16 protein-coding genes are annotated in these 15564 nt (G+C 69.4%); 8 read left to right on the top strand and 8 right to left on the bottom strand.

Going from position 1 to position 15564, the window contains the following annotated elements:
- Positions 1 to 19 precede the first annotated feature (19 nt).
- From GT347_RS13920 to sucC, 4 genes are all read right to left on the bottom strand, one after another.
- Positions 20 to 808 (bottom strand): Stp1/IreP family PP2C-type Ser/Thr phosphatase, encoded by a 789-nt coding sequence (locus GT347_RS13920; protein ID WP_160552685.1) that lies wholly within the window; start codon positions 806 to 808, stop codon positions 20 to 22.
- 119 nt (positions 809 to 927) lie between these two features.
- Complete coding sequence (locus tag GT347_RS13915) at positions 928 to 1617, bottom strand: TerC family protein (RefSeq protein WP_160552683.1); 690 nt, start codon at positions 1615 to 1617, stop codon at positions 928 to 930.
- A 147-nt stretch (positions 1618 to 1764) separates the two neighbouring features.
- Complete coding sequence (gene sucD / locus GT347_RS13910; RefSeq protein ID WP_160552681.1) at positions 1765 to 2658, bottom strand: succinate--CoA ligase subunit alpha; 894 nt, start codon at positions 2656 to 2658, stop codon at positions 1765 to 1767.
- Positions 2659 to 2670: 12 nt separating this feature from the next.
- Positions 2671 to 3837 (bottom strand): ADP-forming succinate--CoA ligase subunit beta, encoded by a 1167-nt coding sequence (gene sucC, locus GT347_RS13905; protein WP_160552679.1) that lies wholly within the window; start codon positions 3835 to 3837, stop codon positions 2671 to 2673.
- Positions 3838 to 4054: 217 nt separating this feature from the next.
- Here sucC and argC point away from each other — a divergent pair, with 217 nt between their 5' ends.
- Complete coding sequence (gene argC / locus GT347_RS13900; protein WP_160552677.1) at positions 4055 to 4990, top strand: N-acetyl-gamma-glutamyl-phosphate reductase; 936 nt, start codon at positions 4055 to 4057, stop codon at positions 4988 to 4990.
- Between the two features lie 10 nt (positions 4991 to 5000).
- Here the strand turns inward: argC and GT347_RS13895 are convergent, their stop codons facing one another.
- From GT347_RS13895 to GT347_RS13880, 4 genes are read right to left on the bottom strand one after another with little or no spacing between them, the layout of a single operon-like run.
- Positions 5001 to 5612 carry a glutathione S-transferase family protein gene (locus tag GT347_RS13895; RefSeq protein ID WP_160552675.1) on the bottom strand — a complete coding sequence of 204 codons (612 nt, stop codon included), beginning with the start codon at positions 5610 to 5612 and terminating at the stop codon, positions 5001 to 5003.
- Positions 5613 to 5666: 54 nt separating this feature from the next.
- On the bottom strand, positions 5667 to 6512 hold the full coding sequence (locus GT347_RS13890) for a citryl-CoA lyase (protein ID WP_160552673.1): 846 nt from the start codon (positions 6510 to 6512) through the stop codon (positions 5667 to 5669).
- A complete protein-coding gene (locus GT347_RS13885) occupies positions 6509 to 7732 on the bottom strand; it encodes a CaiB/BaiF CoA transferase family protein (protein ID WP_160552671.1) in 1224 nt (407 codons plus the stop codon). Before GT347_RS13885 ends, GT347_RS13890 begins: the two co-directional genes overlap by 4 nt.
- Before the next feature lie 4 nt (positions 7733 to 7736).
- A complete protein-coding gene (locus GT347_RS13880) occupies positions 7737 to 8717 on the bottom strand; it encodes a Bug family tripartite tricarboxylate transporter substrate binding protein (RefSeq protein WP_160552669.1) in 981 nt (326 codons plus the stop codon).
- Between the two features lie 107 nt (positions 8718 to 8824).
- On the opposite strand from GT347_RS13880, the gene GT347_RS27550 reads away from it, so the two are divergent.
- The 7 genes from GT347_RS27550 (at position 8825) to GT347_RS13850 (ending at position 15522) form a co-directional block, all read left to right on the top strand.
- A complete protein-coding gene (locus GT347_RS27550) occupies positions 8825 to 9571 on the top strand; it encodes an IclR family transcriptional regulator (RefSeq protein WP_229722307.1) in 747 nt (248 codons plus the stop codon).
- Entirely contained in the window at positions 9568 to 10137 is a 570-nt protein-coding gene (locus tag GT347_RS27545) for a DNA-3-methyladenine glycosylase (protein ID WP_229722306.1), read from the top strand. Before GT347_RS27550 ends, GT347_RS27545 begins: the two co-directional genes overlap by 4 nt.
- Positions 10138 to 10274: 137 nt before the next feature.
- Entirely contained in the window at positions 10275 to 10871 is a 597-nt protein-coding gene (locus tag GT347_RS13870; RefSeq protein WP_229722305.1) for a Csu type fimbrial protein, read from the top strand.
- Between the two features lie 8 nt (positions 10872 to 10879).
- The gene (locus GT347_RS13865; RefSeq protein ID WP_160552667.1) at positions 10880 to 11437 is read left to right on the top strand and encodes a spore coat protein U domain-containing protein; all 558 of its coding nucleotides are present in this window, start codon (positions 10880 to 10882) and stop codon (positions 11435 to 11437) included.
- Positions 11434 to 12243 carry a fimbrial biogenesis chaperone gene (locus GT347_RS13860; RefSeq protein WP_160552666.1) on the top strand — a complete coding sequence of 270 codons (810 nt, stop codon included), beginning with the start codon at positions 11434 to 11436 and terminating at the stop codon, positions 12241 to 12243. The genes GT347_RS13865 and GT347_RS13860 overlap by 4 nt, the downstream gene beginning before the upstream one ends.
- Positions 12230 to 14584 (top strand): fimbria/pilus outer membrane usher protein, encoded by a 2355-nt coding sequence (locus tag GT347_RS13855; protein WP_160552664.1) that lies wholly within the window; start codon positions 12230 to 12232, stop codon positions 14582 to 14584. Before GT347_RS13860 ends, GT347_RS13855 begins: the two co-directional genes overlap by 14 nt.
- Positions 14581 to 15522, top strand: a complete 942-nt coding sequence (locus GT347_RS13850) for a Csu type fimbrial protein (protein WP_160552662.1) — start codon at positions 14581 to 14583, stop codon at positions 15520 to 15522. The genes GT347_RS13855 and GT347_RS13850 overlap by 4 nt, the downstream gene beginning before the upstream one ends.
- The last annotated feature ends 42 nt before the right edge of the window (positions 15523 to 15564 follow it).

Here is a 15564-nt window from a genome sequence, read left to right as displayed (position 1 = left end):
GAGCCGTGTGCTGCAATGCCTAGGCACCCCTCCAGCGAAAGAAGGGACGCTTCCGCTCGATCGGCGCGCCGGCCGACGAAATCAATAAAACGCTGACATTATCGCGTCCCCCGGCGGAATTTGCCGCGCGTATCAACGACGAGGCGCATGTTTCGAGCGATGCGCGGATATCGAGCAGGCCAGCGATGTCCTCGTCCTGCAGCATGTCGGAGAGCCCGTCGGAGCACAGCAGGTACAGGTCGCCGGACTCCGGCACATGCTCGAAGACGTCGAGTTCCCCGCTGTTCGCGAAGCCCAGGGCGCGGGTGACTAGGTTGCGGTTGGAGGCCTTGTGGGCGTCGCGCGGATCGACCAGGCCGGCGTCGATCTGCTCCTGCAGCACCGAATGGTCGTGGCTGAGCTGCAGCAGTTCGCCCGCGCGCCAGCGGTAGCAGCGCGAATCGCCGATGGAGCCGATGACGATGCGCTCCGGCTGGAACACGCCGAAAACCAGGGTGGTGCCCATGCCCTGGCATTCGGGCTGCTGTTCGGCCACGGCCATGATGGTCTCGTTGGCGGCGCGCACATGGCGGCGCATGGCCTGGCGCATCGCGCGGCCGGAGGCGGCGCTGCCCTCGGTGGCCAGCCAGGCGGCGAAGTGTTCCTGCAGATAGGCGGTGGCGATGCCGCTGGCCACCTCGCCCGCGTTGTAGCCGCCCATGCCGTCGGCCAGCACGGCCAGGCCGACCGACTCGTCGAACATCACCGCGTCTTCGTTGTTCGAACGCACGCGGCCGGGGTCGGTCTGGGCATGGAACTGGTAGTGCATGGGGCGGCCTTATGGTAGCGGCGGCCCGCCGCCAATCCCATGGTTCCCAAGAAAAAGCCCGGCGGCCGACGCATCCGGAGATGCGCCCGCCACCGGGCTGTCGTCACGGCGGAGAAGTGTCAGCCGGCGTGCGCCTTGCTGTTCGCGCGGGCGGCGGCCCACTTGCCGACCACCACCACGATGACCGCGCCGGCCACGGCGGCGGCGTAGTGCAGCCAGGGGTTGGCGGCCAGCACACCCTTGAGCGAGACGTCGCTCATGATGGTTTCGCCGGCCACCCAGCCGATCAGCGCGGCGCCCAGCACCACGATGATGGGGAAACGCTCCATCAGCTTGATCATCAGCGTGCTGCCGAAGATCACCAGCGGGATGCTGATCGCCAGGCCCAGGATCAGCAGGACCATGTTGCCCTGGGCGGAAGCCGCCACGGCGATCACGTTGTCCAGGCTCATGACCAGGTCGGCCAGCAGGATGGTGCGGATGGCGGCGCTGAGCGTGCCGTATTCCTTGGCTTCGCCTTCTTCCTCTTCACCCTCGGCCAGCAGCTGGTAGCCGATCCACAGCAGCAGCAGGCCGCCGACGATCTGCAGATAGGGCAGTTCCAGCAGCCAGGCCGCGACCACGGTCAGCACGATACGCAGCACCACCGCGGCGCCGGAGCCCCAGACGATGGCCTTCTTCTGCTGGTGCGGCGGCAGCGAACGGGCGGCCAGGGCGATCACCACGGCGTTGTCGCCGGACAGGATGATGTTGATCCAGATGATCTTGATGAGGCCGATCCAGAAGTCCGGCGTACTGAGAAATTCCACGGTGTTGTAGCTCCTGTTATCTATATTTTTGAATGCAAGAAGCGCCCCGGAAATGGCTTTCCGGAGCGCTTTCTTTATGCGAGGCGCAGTTTAAATGCGCTCAAGGGTCAGGACGTGCGTATTTATGCGTACATCCTGAGGGGAGCCTTACAGCAGGCCCTTGAGCAGGCGGCCCATTTCGGAAGGGTTGCGGGTGATGGTGAATCCGCACTCTTCCATGATCGCCAGCTTGGCGTCGGCCGTGTCGGCACCACCGGAGATCAGCGCGCCGGCGTGGCCCATGCGCTTGCCCGGAGGGGCGGTGACACCGGCGATGAAACCGACGATCGGCTTCTTCATGTTGTCCTTGCACCAGCGGGCGGCTTCGGCTTCGTCCGGACCGCCGATTTCGCCGATCATGATGACGGCGTCGGTATCCGGATCGTCGTTGAAGGCCTTCATCACGTCGATGTGCTTCAGGCCGTTGATCGGGTCGCCACCGATGCCGACAGCGGACGACTGGCCGATGCCCAGTTCGGTCAGCTGTGCCACGGCTTCATAGGTCAGCGTGCCGGAGCGCGAGACCACGCCGATGCGGCCCTTCTTGTGGATGTGGCCGGGCATGATGCCGATCTTGATCTCGTCGGGCGTGATCAGGCCGGGGCAGTTGGGGCCCAGCAGCAGGGTCTTCTTGCCGCCGGCGGCTTCCTTGGCCTTCATGCGGTTGCGCACCATCAGCATGTCCCGGACGGGGATGCCTTCGGTGATGCAGATGGCCATGTCCAGGTCGGCTTCGACGGCTTCCCAGATGGCGGCGGCGGCGCCTGCCGGCGGCACGTAGATCACCGAGACGGTGGCGCCGGTCTGCGAGGCGGCTTCCTTGACCGAAGCGTAGATCGGGATGTTGAAGATCGACTCGCCGGCCTTCTTGGGGTTCACGCCCGCCACGAAGCAGTTCTTGCCGTTGGCGTATTCCTGGCACTTTTCCGTATGGAATTGACCGGTCTTGCCGGTGATGCCCTGGGTGATGACCTTGGTGTCTTTGTTGATGTAGATCGACATGACGCTTGTTCCTTACTTGGCCTGAACGGCTGCAACCACTTTTTGGGCCGCTTCGGCCATCGAGTCGGCACTGATGATGGGCAGGCCCGATTCGGCCAGCATCTTCTTGCCGAGCTGTTCGTTCGTGCCCTTCATGCGCACGACCAGGGGCACCGACAGGTTCACGGCCTTGCAGGCGGTGATGACGCCGGTGGCGATGGTGTCGCATTTCATGATGCCGCCGAAGATGTTGACCATGATGGCCTCGACCTTGGGGTTCTTCAGCATGATCTTGAAGGCTTCGGTGACCTTCTCCGGGGTGGCACCGCCGCCCACGTCCAGGAAGTTGGCCGGCTCGGCGCCGTACAGCTTGATGGTGTCCATGGTGGCCATGGCCAGGCCGGCGCCGTTGACCAGGCAGCCGATGTTGCCGTCGAGGCTGATGTAGGCCAGGTCGAACTTGCTGGCTTCGATTTCGGCGGCGTCTTCTTCGTCCAGGTCGCGCAGGGCGACGATTTCCGGCAGGCGGAACAGGGCGTTGGTGTCGAAGTTGAACTTGGCGTCGAGCGCCGTCAGCTTGCCCTTGCCGTCGACGTTCAGCGGGTTGATTTCCACCAGCGACGCATCGGTTTCCATGTAGCAGGTGTAGAGCTTCTGGAAGATGTCGATGGCCTGCGCGGTCGAGCCGGCGGGGATGCCGATGGCGTCGGCGATCTTCTTGGCCTGCGCGTCACCCAGTCCGGTGAGCGGGTCGATGAATTCGGTGATGATCTTCTCGGGAGTGGAGTGGGCCACTTCCTCGATGTCCATGCCGCCTTCGCTGGAAGCGATGAACGCCAGCTTCTGGGTGGCGCGGTCGGTCACGATGGAGACGTAGAGCTCGTTCTGGATGTCCGCGCCGTCTTCGATGTAGAGGCGGCGGACCTTTTGGCCTTCGGGGCCGGTCTGGTGGGTCTTGAGCTGCATGCCCAGGATCTCGCCGGAGATGCGCTTCACGTCTTCGATGGTCTTGGCGACCTTGACGCCGCCGCCCTTGCCGCGTCCGCCGGCATGGATCTGGGCCTTGACGACCCACACCGGGCCGCCGAGTTTCTGGGCGGCTTCCACCGCCTCCTGCACGTTGAAGGCGGGAATGCCGTTGGGAACGGGCACGCCGAACTTGCGCAAGATTTCCTTGCCTTGGTACTCGTGAATCTTCATGAGGTCTCGCTCTGGGGGGAGAAGGATGGGAGCATCGCGCCGTCGATTCTTGTCTCCATCCACGAGCAAAAGCGCGGACAGTCCGGACGCCAGTGGCCCGACGGCATCCCGGATAGCCGCCGACTGTATCATGGGGTTTCCCCCAGCGCAGCGTGGACACAAGGGCTTCATCCGGAAGCGCTAAGCTGCCCGACCAGCCCTCATTTATCCGACCGACATGCCCCAGATCTTCATTGACGGCGAGGCAGGCACCACCGGCCTGCAGATTCGCGAGCGCCTGGAAAAGATGCCGCAGATCCAGCTGCTGAGCATCGACCCGGCACGCCGCAAGGACCCCGCCGCCAAACGCGAGCTGCTGGCGTTGGCCGACGTGGTCATCCTCTGCCTGCACGACGACGCCGCGCGCGAGACGGTGGCCATGGCCGACGCCCTGGCCGCCGAGACCGGCAAGCCGGGCCCGCGCATCATCGATGCCTCCACCGCGCACCGTGTGGCGCCGGGCTGGGTCTACGGATTTCCGGAAGTCGCTCCCGGCCAGAAAGAGGCGCTGCAGAAGGCCACGCGTGTGGCCAACCCCGGCTGCTACGCCACCGGCGCGATCGCGCTGGTGCGGCCGCTGGTCGATGCCGGGCTGCTGCCGGCCGACCACCCGATCTCGCTGCCCTCGGTCAGCGGCTATTCCGGCGGCGGCCGCAGCATGATCGAAGCCTACGAGGCCGGCACGGCCGCGCCCTTCGAGCTGTACGCGCTGGGCCTGTCGCACAAACACATCCCGGAAATCATGGCCAACACCGGCCTGACGCGCCGGCCGCTGTTCGTGCCCTCGGTGGGCAATTTCCGCCAGGGCATGCTGGTGCAGCTGCCCCTGCACCTCGACCTGCTGCCGGGCCAGCCCAGCGCCTCCGACCTGCACGACGCCCTGGCCGCGCACTACGCGCGCAGCAATACCGAGGAACAGTTCGTGAAGGTGCTGCCGCCGACCGCCGACGGCAAGCTGGAGCCCGAGGCGCTGAACGACACCAACGATCTGGAACTGCGCGTGTTCCACAACACCGACCACCGCCACGTCCTGCTGGTGGCGCGGCTGGACAACCTGGGCAAGGGCGCCAGCGGCGCGGCGGTGCAGAACCTGAAGCTGATGACGGGCCTCTGAGCCCGCCGGATCAGGCCGTCGGCGGCGCGGTCCCGGCGAAAGCCGGGGTGCGCTCGGCGAACGAAGCCAGCCAGGCCTGCAGCGCCGGGTACTGCTGACGCCATTTCCCTTCGAAACGCAGGTCGAGATAACCCAGGGCGCAGGCCAGCGCGATCTCGCCCGCATCGGGCGCGCCCTCGCGCGGCGTCGCGTAACGCTGGTGGGCGAACTCCAGTGCCCGCTCCATCTTGCCGCGCTGGTAGTCCAGCCAGCTCTGCACATGGTGCTCGGCTGGGCGGTAGCGCTTCTCGTAGACCTGCAGGATGCAGGCATCCATCAGCCCGTCGGCCAGGGCCTGCTGGCGCAGCACGGCGAAGCGCTGCGGGCCTTCGGGGAACAGGCCGCCCCAGGGCGCCATGTCGTGCAGGTATTCGACGATCACCCGCGAGTCGAACAGCGCCTCGCCATCCTCCAGCAGCAGCGCCGGGATCTTGCCCAGCGGGTTCTGGCTGCGCAGGCTGTCGTCCGGATTGCCGGTGTCGGCCGCCACGATGGTGATGCGGTCCGACAGTCCGGCCACGTCCGCCGCGATGCGGACCTTGCGGCCAAAGGGTGAGAGAGGCGAGGTGCGGAGGGTGAGCATCGTTTGATTGTGCATCCCCATGCTCATGGCAGGAAATGCACGCGGGAGGCTGGTTTATTGCGGCGGCACCGGGCGCTGCGGCTGCCCGGTATAGGCCGGGATCACCGTGCGCGGCAGCGGACCCTTGTTGCGGCCGCCCTGCTGGGTCTGCTCCCAGGCATGGGCCAGGATGCCGACCGAGCGCGACAGGCAGAACAGGCCGCGCGCCAGCGGCGCCGGGAAACCCAGCTCGGCATAGATCACCGCCGTGGCGCCGTCGATGTTCATCGGGATGCGCCGGCCGCCCTTGCGACGCGCCAGGGCATCTTCCACCGCGCGGCCGATGACGGCGTAGCGGCCGGAGACCTCGCCCCGCCCGGCGGCCGCATCCACCAGCGCCAGCAGCGGCGCGGTGCGCGGATCGACCGGGTGGAAGCGGTGGCCGAAGCCGGGGATGAACTTGCCGTATTCGGCGATGCAGGCGTCGAGCCCGGCTTCCACCGCCTCGTCCTGCGTGGCGCCGGCATCGATGCGCGCGGCGATGTCCAGGTACACGCCCACCGCCTGCTCGCCCGCGCCGCCGTGCACGTCGCCCAGCACGTTGACCGCGCTGGCCATGGCGTTGTTCAGGCCCACGCCGCAGGTCGCGGCCATGCGGGCGATGGCGATGCTGGGCGCCTGCGGGCCGTGGTCCACCGCCGACATCAGCACCGCGTCCAGCAGCCGCGCCTGGGCGGGCGAGGGCAGCTCGCCGCGGGTCATCAGCCAGATCATCTGGGCCAGGCCGACGCCGCCGGAGATCAGTTCCTGGATGGGATAGCCGCGGTAGCGGATCACGCCCGGGCTCATGTCGATGATGTCGGTGGCCCACCAGTTCTCGGCGGCCTGCAGGTCGGCGGATTTGTCTTTTGCTTCGCTCATACGATCTTCTCGCTCTTGAAGGTGGCGATGTCGTCGGCGCCATAGCCGAGTTCGCCCAGGATGTCGTCGTTGTGCTGGCCCAGCATCGGCGGCGGTGCATCCACCGTCGGCGCCTGGCCGTCGAGCTTGAAGCCGGTGCGCATCACCCGCACGTCGCGGCCGACGCCGGGCACCTTGTCGAACTGCGCGACCAGGCCGCGCCCGGCGATCTGCGGATGCTCCAGCGCCTGCGGCACGGTGTAGACCGGGCCGGCCGGCACGCCGGCTTCGTTGAAGCGTTTCCACCAGCGCTCGGCCGAATCGCTGGCCATGGCCGCTTCCAGCTCGGCCTTGAGTTCGGCGCGGTGCGCCAGGCGGCCCTGGCGTTCGGCGAAGCGGGGGTCGGTGGCCAGTTCCGGCCGGCCGACCACGCGGCAGACGGCCTCGAACTGCTCCTGCTTGTTGGCCGCGATGTTGAGCAGGCCCTCGCCGGTGGCGAAGCTGCCCGAGGGGCTGGCGGTGACGTTGTCGTTGCCCATGGGCTTGGGCTCGCGCCCGGCCACCAGGTGGTTGGACACGGCCCAGCCCATCGTCGCCATCGCCGCTTCGAGCATGGACACGTCGATGAAGCTGCCGCCGGTGCGCTGCTTGTCGGCCAGGGCTCCGGCCACCGCCATCGCGGCGGTCAGCCCGCCGATGGTGTCGGCCACCGGGTAGCCGACGCGGTAGGGCGCGTTCTCGGGTGCGCCGGTGATGCTCATCATCCCGGACATGCCCTGGATGATCTGGTCATAGGCCGGCAGGTCGCGCAGCGGGCCGTCCTGGCCGAAACCGGAGATGGCGCAATAAATCAGCTTGGGCTGCGACGCCAGCAGGGTCTCGTAGCCCAGGCCCAGGCGCTGCATCACGCCGGGGCGGAAGTTCTCCACCAGCACGTCGGCGCTGGCCACCAGGCGCTGGAAGATCTCCTTGCCGCGCGCCTGCTTCAGGTCCAGCGTGATGGAGCGCTTGCCCGGGTTCTGCGCCAGGAAGGAGGCGCCCATGTAGGCCTTGTTCAGCGCCGCGTCGGCGCCGAGCTGGCGTGCCAGGTCGCCGCCAATGCGGGCTTCCACCTTGATCACGTCGGCGCCCATGTGGGCCAGCTGGTGGCAGGCGAAGGGACCGGCCAGCACATTGGTCAGGTCCAGCACCCGGACGCCCTTCAGCGGCCGGGTGGGGGTGCGGGGAGATGCAGTCGTCATGCCCTTAGTCTGCCTTGGCGCCGGAAGCCTTCACGGCCGCGCCCCAGCGCTGGTTCTCGGTCTTGATGAAGGCGCCCAGCTCGGCCGGGCTGCCGCCGCGGGCGGTGGTGCCTTCTTCCTGCATGCGGGTGATGAAGGCGGGCTTCTTCAGCGCGGCGTTCACGGCCACGTTGAGCTGGTGGATCACCGCCTCGGGCGTGCCGGCGGGCGCGACCAGGGCCTTCCAGTCCTCGGCGACGAAGCCCGAGTAGCCGGACTCGGCCACGGTCGGCACGTCAGCCAGGGCCGGGATACGCGCGGCCGAGGTCACGGCCAGGGCGCGCAGCTTGCCGGCCTTGATCATCTGGATGACGCTGGGCGGGGTGGCGATGTAGATGTCGGTCACGCCGCCGATCAGGTCGGTGATCGCCGGGCCGGCGCCCTTGTAGGGCACATGGGTGAACTTGATGCCGGCGCGGCGCGCGAACATCTCGCCGGCGATGTGGCCGACGGTGCCGGTGCCGGGCGAGGCCATGTTGACCGCGTCCTTCAGCGCCTTGGCCTTGAGGTCGGCCACGTTCTTCAGCGGCGAATCGGCGCGCACCACGATCACCACCGGCTGGGAGGCCAGCAGGGCCACCGGGGCGAAATCCTTCAGCGGATCGAAGGGCAGCTTGGAATACAGGCTGGGGTTGATCGCCAGGTTGGCGGTCTGGCCGCTGCCGAGCGTGTAGCCGTCGTTCTTGGCCTTGGCGACCATGTCCAGGCCGATGTTGCCGCCTGCGCCCGGGCGGTTGTCGATCACGAAGTTCCACTGCGTGGCCTGGGTGACCTCGTTCATCACCAGGCGGGTGAGCGTGTCGGTGCCGCCGGCGGGCGGGAAGGGCACGACCAGGCGGATCGGCTGGTTCGGGAAACCCGACTGCGCGTTCGCCGCGGCGGCGGCCAGCAGCAGGACGGCGCCCAGGGCGCGGCGGGTGAGGGGACGAAGTCGGGAAATGGGCATGGTCGTGTCTCGATTGCTTGCAAAGATAGAACGCAATTCTATCTACGATGCGGTTCGCCCCGCAAAATATCGGCTTTCACCGCGCTTCCAATCCGTATTCCGCCTTCATGCCCAAACGCCCCGCCGTCCCCGCGCTAGCCGACCAGAACGCCGCCGAGGGCGGCATCGCCACGCTGGACCGCGCCCTTTCGCTGCTGGCCTGCTTCAGCGCCGCCCAGCCGGTGCTGAGCCTGGCCGAACTCGCCGCCCGCAGCCGCATCAGCAAGAGCACGGTGCTGCGCATGCTGGCCTCGCTGGCCCATGCCCACCTGGCGCAGCGCCTGCCCGATGGCCGCTGGACGGTGGGCGCCGAGGTGGAGCGGCTGCACCGGGTGTTCGCCGCCTCCTTCTCGCTGGAAGACGCGGTGATGCCGGCGCTGCAGGCGCTGGTCGATGCCACCCACGAAAGCGCCGCCTATTACGTGCCTCACGGCGCGCAGCGCCTGTGCCTCTACCGCATCGATTCGCCCCGGCCGGTGCGCGACAACCAGAAGCCCGGCGACCTGCTGCCCCTGGACCGCGGCGCCGGCGGCCGCATCCTGCAGGCCTACGGCGCCGGCAGCGAAGGCGATGCGGCGATCGGCGCACGCATCCTGCGCGAGCAGGTCGTGGTGCTGATCGGCGACCGCATTCCCGAGCTGGCCGGCCTGGCCGCGCCGGTCTTCGGCGCCGATGGCGGCCTGGCCGGCGCCGTCACCCTGACCATGCCCACCGAACGCCTGGACCGCGCCCATGCCGCGCCGGTGCAGGCCGCCGGCCGCGCCATCACCAAGAGCCTGGGCGGGCGTTATCCCGCAGCGGGGCAGGCCGCGTGATCGCGGGCGTCGATTTCGACCGGCCGGCCGAGATCGTCGCCGCCGCGCTGATCGGCGTGACCCTGCTGGTCGACGGCGTGGGCGGCCGCATCGTCGAGACCGAGGCCTATGACCGCGACGACGCCGCATCGCACAGCCATGCCGGGCCGACAGAGCGCAACCGGGCCATGTTCGGGCCGCCCGGCCATGCCTACGTCTACCGCTCCTACGGCATCCACTGGTGCCTGAATGTCGTCTGCCGCGAGGCGGGCCATGGCGCTGGGGTGCTGATCCGCGCCATCGAACCCACCCAGGGCCTGGACCGCATGCGGGAACGCCGCGGCCTGGAGGACATCCGCCTCTTCTGCGCCGGCCCGGGCCGCATCGGCCAGGCGCTGGCCATCGACCGCCGCCTCGACGGCCTGGCCCTGGACGCGCCGCCCTTCGAGCTGCTGCCGCGCCGGCACGACGAGCAAGTGGTGCTGCTGACCGGCCCGCGCATCGGCATCAGCCGTGCCATCGACATGCCCTGGCGCTTCGGCGAAGCCGGCTCACGCTACCTCAGCCGGCCTTTCCGCGCGGCTTGAGAACCCGGGATTTTCCCGCGCCCTTCGTAACAATCCTTAAGTAAACCGCCCCTCGGTGCGATAAAGAAGTCTAGACTGGACGCGCGACCATCGCGTAGTCCGCGATCACCTGACTTCACGGCATCCAAGGGGCACAGATGGCTTTCGACAAACAAGGCAGCGGCGGCGACTGGCGTTGGCTGCGCGGCATGGCGGCTGCGCTGGGACTGGCCCTGCTGGCGGTCAACGGCCAGACGGCCACCCTCAGCGGCACGCTCAACGCAACGCTGACCCTGACGGCCAGCTGCATCGTCGTCGGCGTGCCGGGTTCGAGCAGCGGCATCAACCTGGGCACACTCAGCTTCACCTCCCAGCCCAGCACCTTCACCGGCACCCTGACCGCCATCCCGGTCGGCGGCGCCAGCGGCGGCGGGTCCACCCAGGTGCTGTGCTCGCCCGACGTGAGCGGGCTGTCCATCACCATCGACGGCGGCAGCAACGCCGGCCAGGGCACCTCCGTGGGCGTGGGCAGCCGTGCCATGAAGAACGGCACCGCCTACATCCCCTACGAGATCTACCAGGATGCCGGCCGCACCGTGGCCTATCCGGTGGGCACGGCGCTGAGCGGCTTCGCGATTCCCGCCAACGGCGCGGCGATCAACCTGCCGATCTTCGGCCAGGTCAACAAGACCAGCGCCGCCGCCCTGCCCTCGGGCACCTACTCCGACACCCTGACGGTGACGCTCACCTTCTGACCAGACCGATGCCGCCGTCCCCCCTGCTGCGCCGCCTCGCGGCCATCGGCCTCGGGCCGGGGCTGGCGCTGGCCGCCGCATCGGGCAGCGCGCCGGCGGCAACCATCACGCCCTCGCCCAGCTTCAGCGTGGGCGCCACGGTGCAGAACGGCTGCGTGGTCTCGGGCAACATCGGCCAGACCAGCGGACTGGTGTTCGGCGCGATCAATTTCGGCAGCTTTTCGGCGCTGAACACCGGCCTGAAGACCTCGGCGCTCGGCCCCTCCGGCGGCAGCCAGGCGCTGCTGGTCTGCACCGCCGGCACCACCGCGCAGCTGAGCATCGACGCCGGCCTGCATGCCGTGGGCGTGCAGCGCCGCCTGGCCAACGGCAGCGGGGCCTTCGTGCCCTATTCGATCTCCACCACGGTCGGCGGCAACCAGCCGGTGCTGCCCGGCACGCAGATCGGCCTGGCGCTGGGCACCGCCGCCCAGGCCCTGCCGCTGCAGGGCAGCCTGCTGCTGCCGGGCGTGGGGCTGCCGGCGGGCCTGTATTCCGACACGGTCCAGGTGACCTTGACCTGGTGAAGATCCCGCCGCGCTCCGATGCCCGTCGCCAGCTGCTGGCGCGTGGCCTGGCCGTGTCGCTGCTGCCGGGCCTGGGCCTGACAGCGGCGCGGGCCGGCACGCCGCTGCTGATCTGGCCGATCGACCCGATCATCCCCGCCGGCCAGCAGGCCGCCGCGCTCTGGCTGGAGAACCAGGGCGGGGCCCGCGCCACGCTGCAGGTACGCATCTTCGACTGGCGCCAGGACGGCGGCGAGGACCGCTACGAGCCCCAGCAGGGCGTGCTGCCCAGCCCGCCGATCGCCACCATCGCGCCCGGCGGCCGGCAGCTGGTGCGGCTGATCGCCACCCGGCCGGCCACGCCCGGGGTGGAGCAGCCCTACCGCGTGTTCATCGACGAGCTGCCCACGCCCGAACAGGCCGAGGCCGACCAGCGCGCCGGCGCCTCGGTCAAGCTGCAACTGCGCTACGCCGTGCCGCTCTTCATCTACGGCGCCGGCGCCCTGCCGCCGCTCTCGCGCACCCGCGACGGCCTGGGCGGACCGGACCGCGACGCGCTGCAGCCCGCCCTGTCCTGGGACAGCATGCAGCAGGACGGCAAGCCGGTCCTGGTGCTGGACAACAGCGGCGCCGCGCACGCCCGGGTGACGGCCGTGGAATGGAGCAGCCCGGATGGCCGCAGCCAGGTGATCAACCCCGGCCTGCTCGGCTACGTGCTGGCCGGCGCGCGCATGCGTTTTCCCATCGCCCAGGCGATCCCGCCCAAGGCCGCGCTGCGGGTGCAGATCAACGGGCGCCCCGCCGACATCCGACGTGCCGCGGGCTGAAGGTGCACGACGCCGCCGCCATGTCGTGCCGGTGCTGGCCGTCTGCCTGTGGCTGCCGCGCCAGCTCTCGGCCGGCGTGCCGCCCGCGGCCCAGCAAGCCGAGGCGGGCGCGCCGGTGCCGCTGTTCCTGGAGCTGGTCGTCAACGGCCGCTCCAGCGGCGAGGTGGTCGAGGTGACGCAGCGCGGCCCCCACTACGAGGTGGATGCCGCCATCCTGCGGCGCCTCTACGTGCTGCGCCAGGCGGCGGCGGCCCAGCGCGTGGCGGTGGACAGCCTGCCCGGCGTCTCCACCGAATACGACAGCCTCGGCCAGCGCCTGCTGCTGAGCGTGCCGCCCGAATGGCTGCCCGAGCAGAGCCTGCCCGGCAGCGGCCTGCGCCGGCGGGTGCAGGCGGTCGCCGGCACCGGCCTGCTGCTGAACTACGACCTCTACAGCACCCAGAGCCAGGGCGTCTCGATGAACTCGGCCTGGACCGAGGCGCGCTACTTCAGCCCCACCGGCGTGTTCAGCCACACCGGCATCCTGCGGCGCGGCGGCTGGAGCGGCCCGGCCTATCTGCGCTACGACAGCCGCTGGACCACACCCGACACCGAAGGCGCGGCCGAACGCAGCATCGGCGACGTGGTGCTCGGCGCCCTGCCCTGGAGCAGCGCGGTGCGTTTGGGCGGGGTGCAGTGGTCGCGCAATTTCGGACTGCGGCCGGACCTGGTGAGCTACCCGCTGCCGCAGTTCGCTGGCCAGGCCGCCGTGCCCTCGGCGGTGGACCTGTTCGTCAACGGCTACCGCACGGCCAGCCGCAACATCGATCCCGGGCCCTTCGTCTTCAACGAGCTGCCGTATGTGAGCGGCGCCGGCGCGGCCACGGTGGTGACCACCGACGCGCTGGGCCGCCAGGTCTCGACCAACCTGCCCTTCTACGTCAGCACCACTTTGCTGCGGCCGGGGCTCACCGACTACTCGGTGTCGATCGGCGCGCTGCGCCGCAACTACGGCCTGCGCAGCTTCGACTACGGCGCGCCGCTGGCCGCCGGTGTGGTCCGGCGCGGCTGGAGCGACAAACTCACGCTGGAGGCCCAGGGCCAGGCCGGCCGTGGCCTGTCGGTGGCGGGCCTGGGCGCCGTGCTGCAGCCGGGCTATTTCGGCACCCTGGCCGCATCGCTGTCGCGCGGCAGCACACCCACCACCGGCAGCGGCTGGCAGACCAGCATGGGCTACCAATACAACACCCAGAGCGGCGGTGTCAGCCTGCAGCAGATCAACCGCCAGGCCGGCTACGGCGACGCCGCGAGTTATGCCAACGACGGCTATCGCCTCTACCGCCGCCAGCGCCAGATCAGCGCCAACATGACGCTGGGCGTGGGCGCGATCAGCGCCGGCATGGTGGACCTGCGCGGCGGCGGCAGCACCCTGTCGCCGGACAACGCCCGCAGCCGCGTGGTCTATGCCAGCTACACCCGCCCGATCAGCAATACCGCCTTCCTGTCGGTCTCGGCCGGCCGCACCATCGAGACCGGCGAGACCCAGGTGCGGCTGCAGCTCACCTACACCCTGGGCCGCAACGCCAGCGCCAACCTGGCCGCCGTCAAGAGCGGCGACCAGCAGCGCCTGCAGGCCCAGTACCAGCAGGACATCCCGTCCGACGGCGGCTTCGGCTGGAACATCTCCCATTCGCTCGCCGAGCAGCACAACGGCGACTACACCCAGGCCGCCCTGCAGTACCGCGACCGGCGGATGCTGCTGCAGGGCGGCGTCTACGGCAGCGGCGGCCAGGTCTCGCGCTGGGCCGGCGCCAGCGGCTCGCTCGGCTACCTGGACGGCCGGGCCTTCGCCACCAACCGGGTCACCGATGCCTTCGCCCTGGTCTCCACCGGCCGCGAGGGCGTGCCGGTGCGCTACGACCAGCAGCTCATCGGCACCACCGACCGCGACGGCTATCTCCTCGTGCCGCAGGTACCCGGTTACCTCGAAGGCCAGTACGCGATCGAGATGCTCGACCTGCCGCCCGACGTGCAGGTGCAGACACCCCAGCGCGGCATGGCCGTGCGCGGCGGCACCGGCGCCGTGATGGAGCTGCCGGTGCGCACGGTGGAATCGGCCACGCTTTTCCTGGTGGGCGTGGACGGCGCCCCGCTGCGCGCCGGCACGCCGCTGCGCCATGTGGAGGCGAATCTCGACACGGTCGTCGGCTGGGACGGCGTGGTCTTCCTGCCGGAGCTGCTGCCCTTCAACACCCTGCTGATGCGGACCGGCAGCGGCCCCTGCCATGTGCGTTTCGAGGCTGCCCAATACCGCCAGGGACGACGCGAGCTGCAATGCAGTGCCGGGGAGCCGCCGCCATGAGGCGCTGCCTCGCCCGCCTGCTGGTGCTGCTGGCCTGCCTGGCGGGCGGCGCGGCCTGGGGCTGCAGCTTCGTCACTTCGGGCAACGCGCTGGGCAGCGTCTCCTCCTTCGTGGTGCGCAGCGGGCCGGTGCGCACCGGCACGGCGGTCACCGAGCTGCGCTGCAACGGCGTGGTGCTGGCCCTGGGCAACGGCAATCCGGTGCTGAGCGCCAGCATCTCCGGCGCCACCACCGGGCTCACGCTGAAGAACGGTACGGACAGCATTCCCTATTCGGTGACGGCCGCCAGCGGCACGCCCTACAGCACCGGCCAGCTGGTGGTGAGCGCCAACGGCGCGAATCTGGTCTCGCTGCTCGGCAGCAACGGGGCGCGTGTGCCCTTCAACATCACCACCGGCCTCAGCGCCAATGTCGCGGCGGGCATCTACACCGACACCCTGACCGTGCTGTGGACCTACGCCAACATCTGCGAGGGCGTGATCGGCCTCGGCGATATCTGCGTGGGCGTGCCCGCCAGCGGCACCAATGTGCCGAGCACCCTGCAGATCACCCTCACCGTCACCAACGACTGCGCGATCAACGCGCCCGACATCCAGTTCGGCAGCGCGCCCCTGCTCAGCGCCTTTCCGGTGGTGAGCCAGAACATGGGTTTTCTCTGCACCAAGGGCATGGTCTACACCGTGGGCCTGTCGGCCGGCGGCAGCCCGCTGGCCGGCCGGCGCCAGATGTCCTCCGGCACCAACCGCCTGCAGTACGACATCTTCAAGCCCGACAGCACCGTCTGGGGCCTGACCGCCGGCGCACGCGCCAACGCGGTGGGCATTCCCGACGGCACCACCAACCAGCTGATGCCCTACACCGCCCGCATCTACACCGACCAGCCGCTGCCGGCCGCCGGAATCTACACGGACAGCATCACGGTGGACGTCGGCTTCTAAGGCTCTCGCGCACGGGGCGTGCCCGCCTACATGCCGCATCGC

It is taken from the genome of Xylophilus rhododendri, from assembly GCF_009906855.1.
Taxonomy (GTDB): Bacteria; Pseudomonadota; Gammaproteobacteria; order Burkholderiales; family Burkholderiaceae_C; genus Xylophilus; species Xylophilus rhododendri.
Note: the sequence above shows the minus strand (reverse complement) of the source record. Positions and strands in the feature narration are given on the sequence as shown.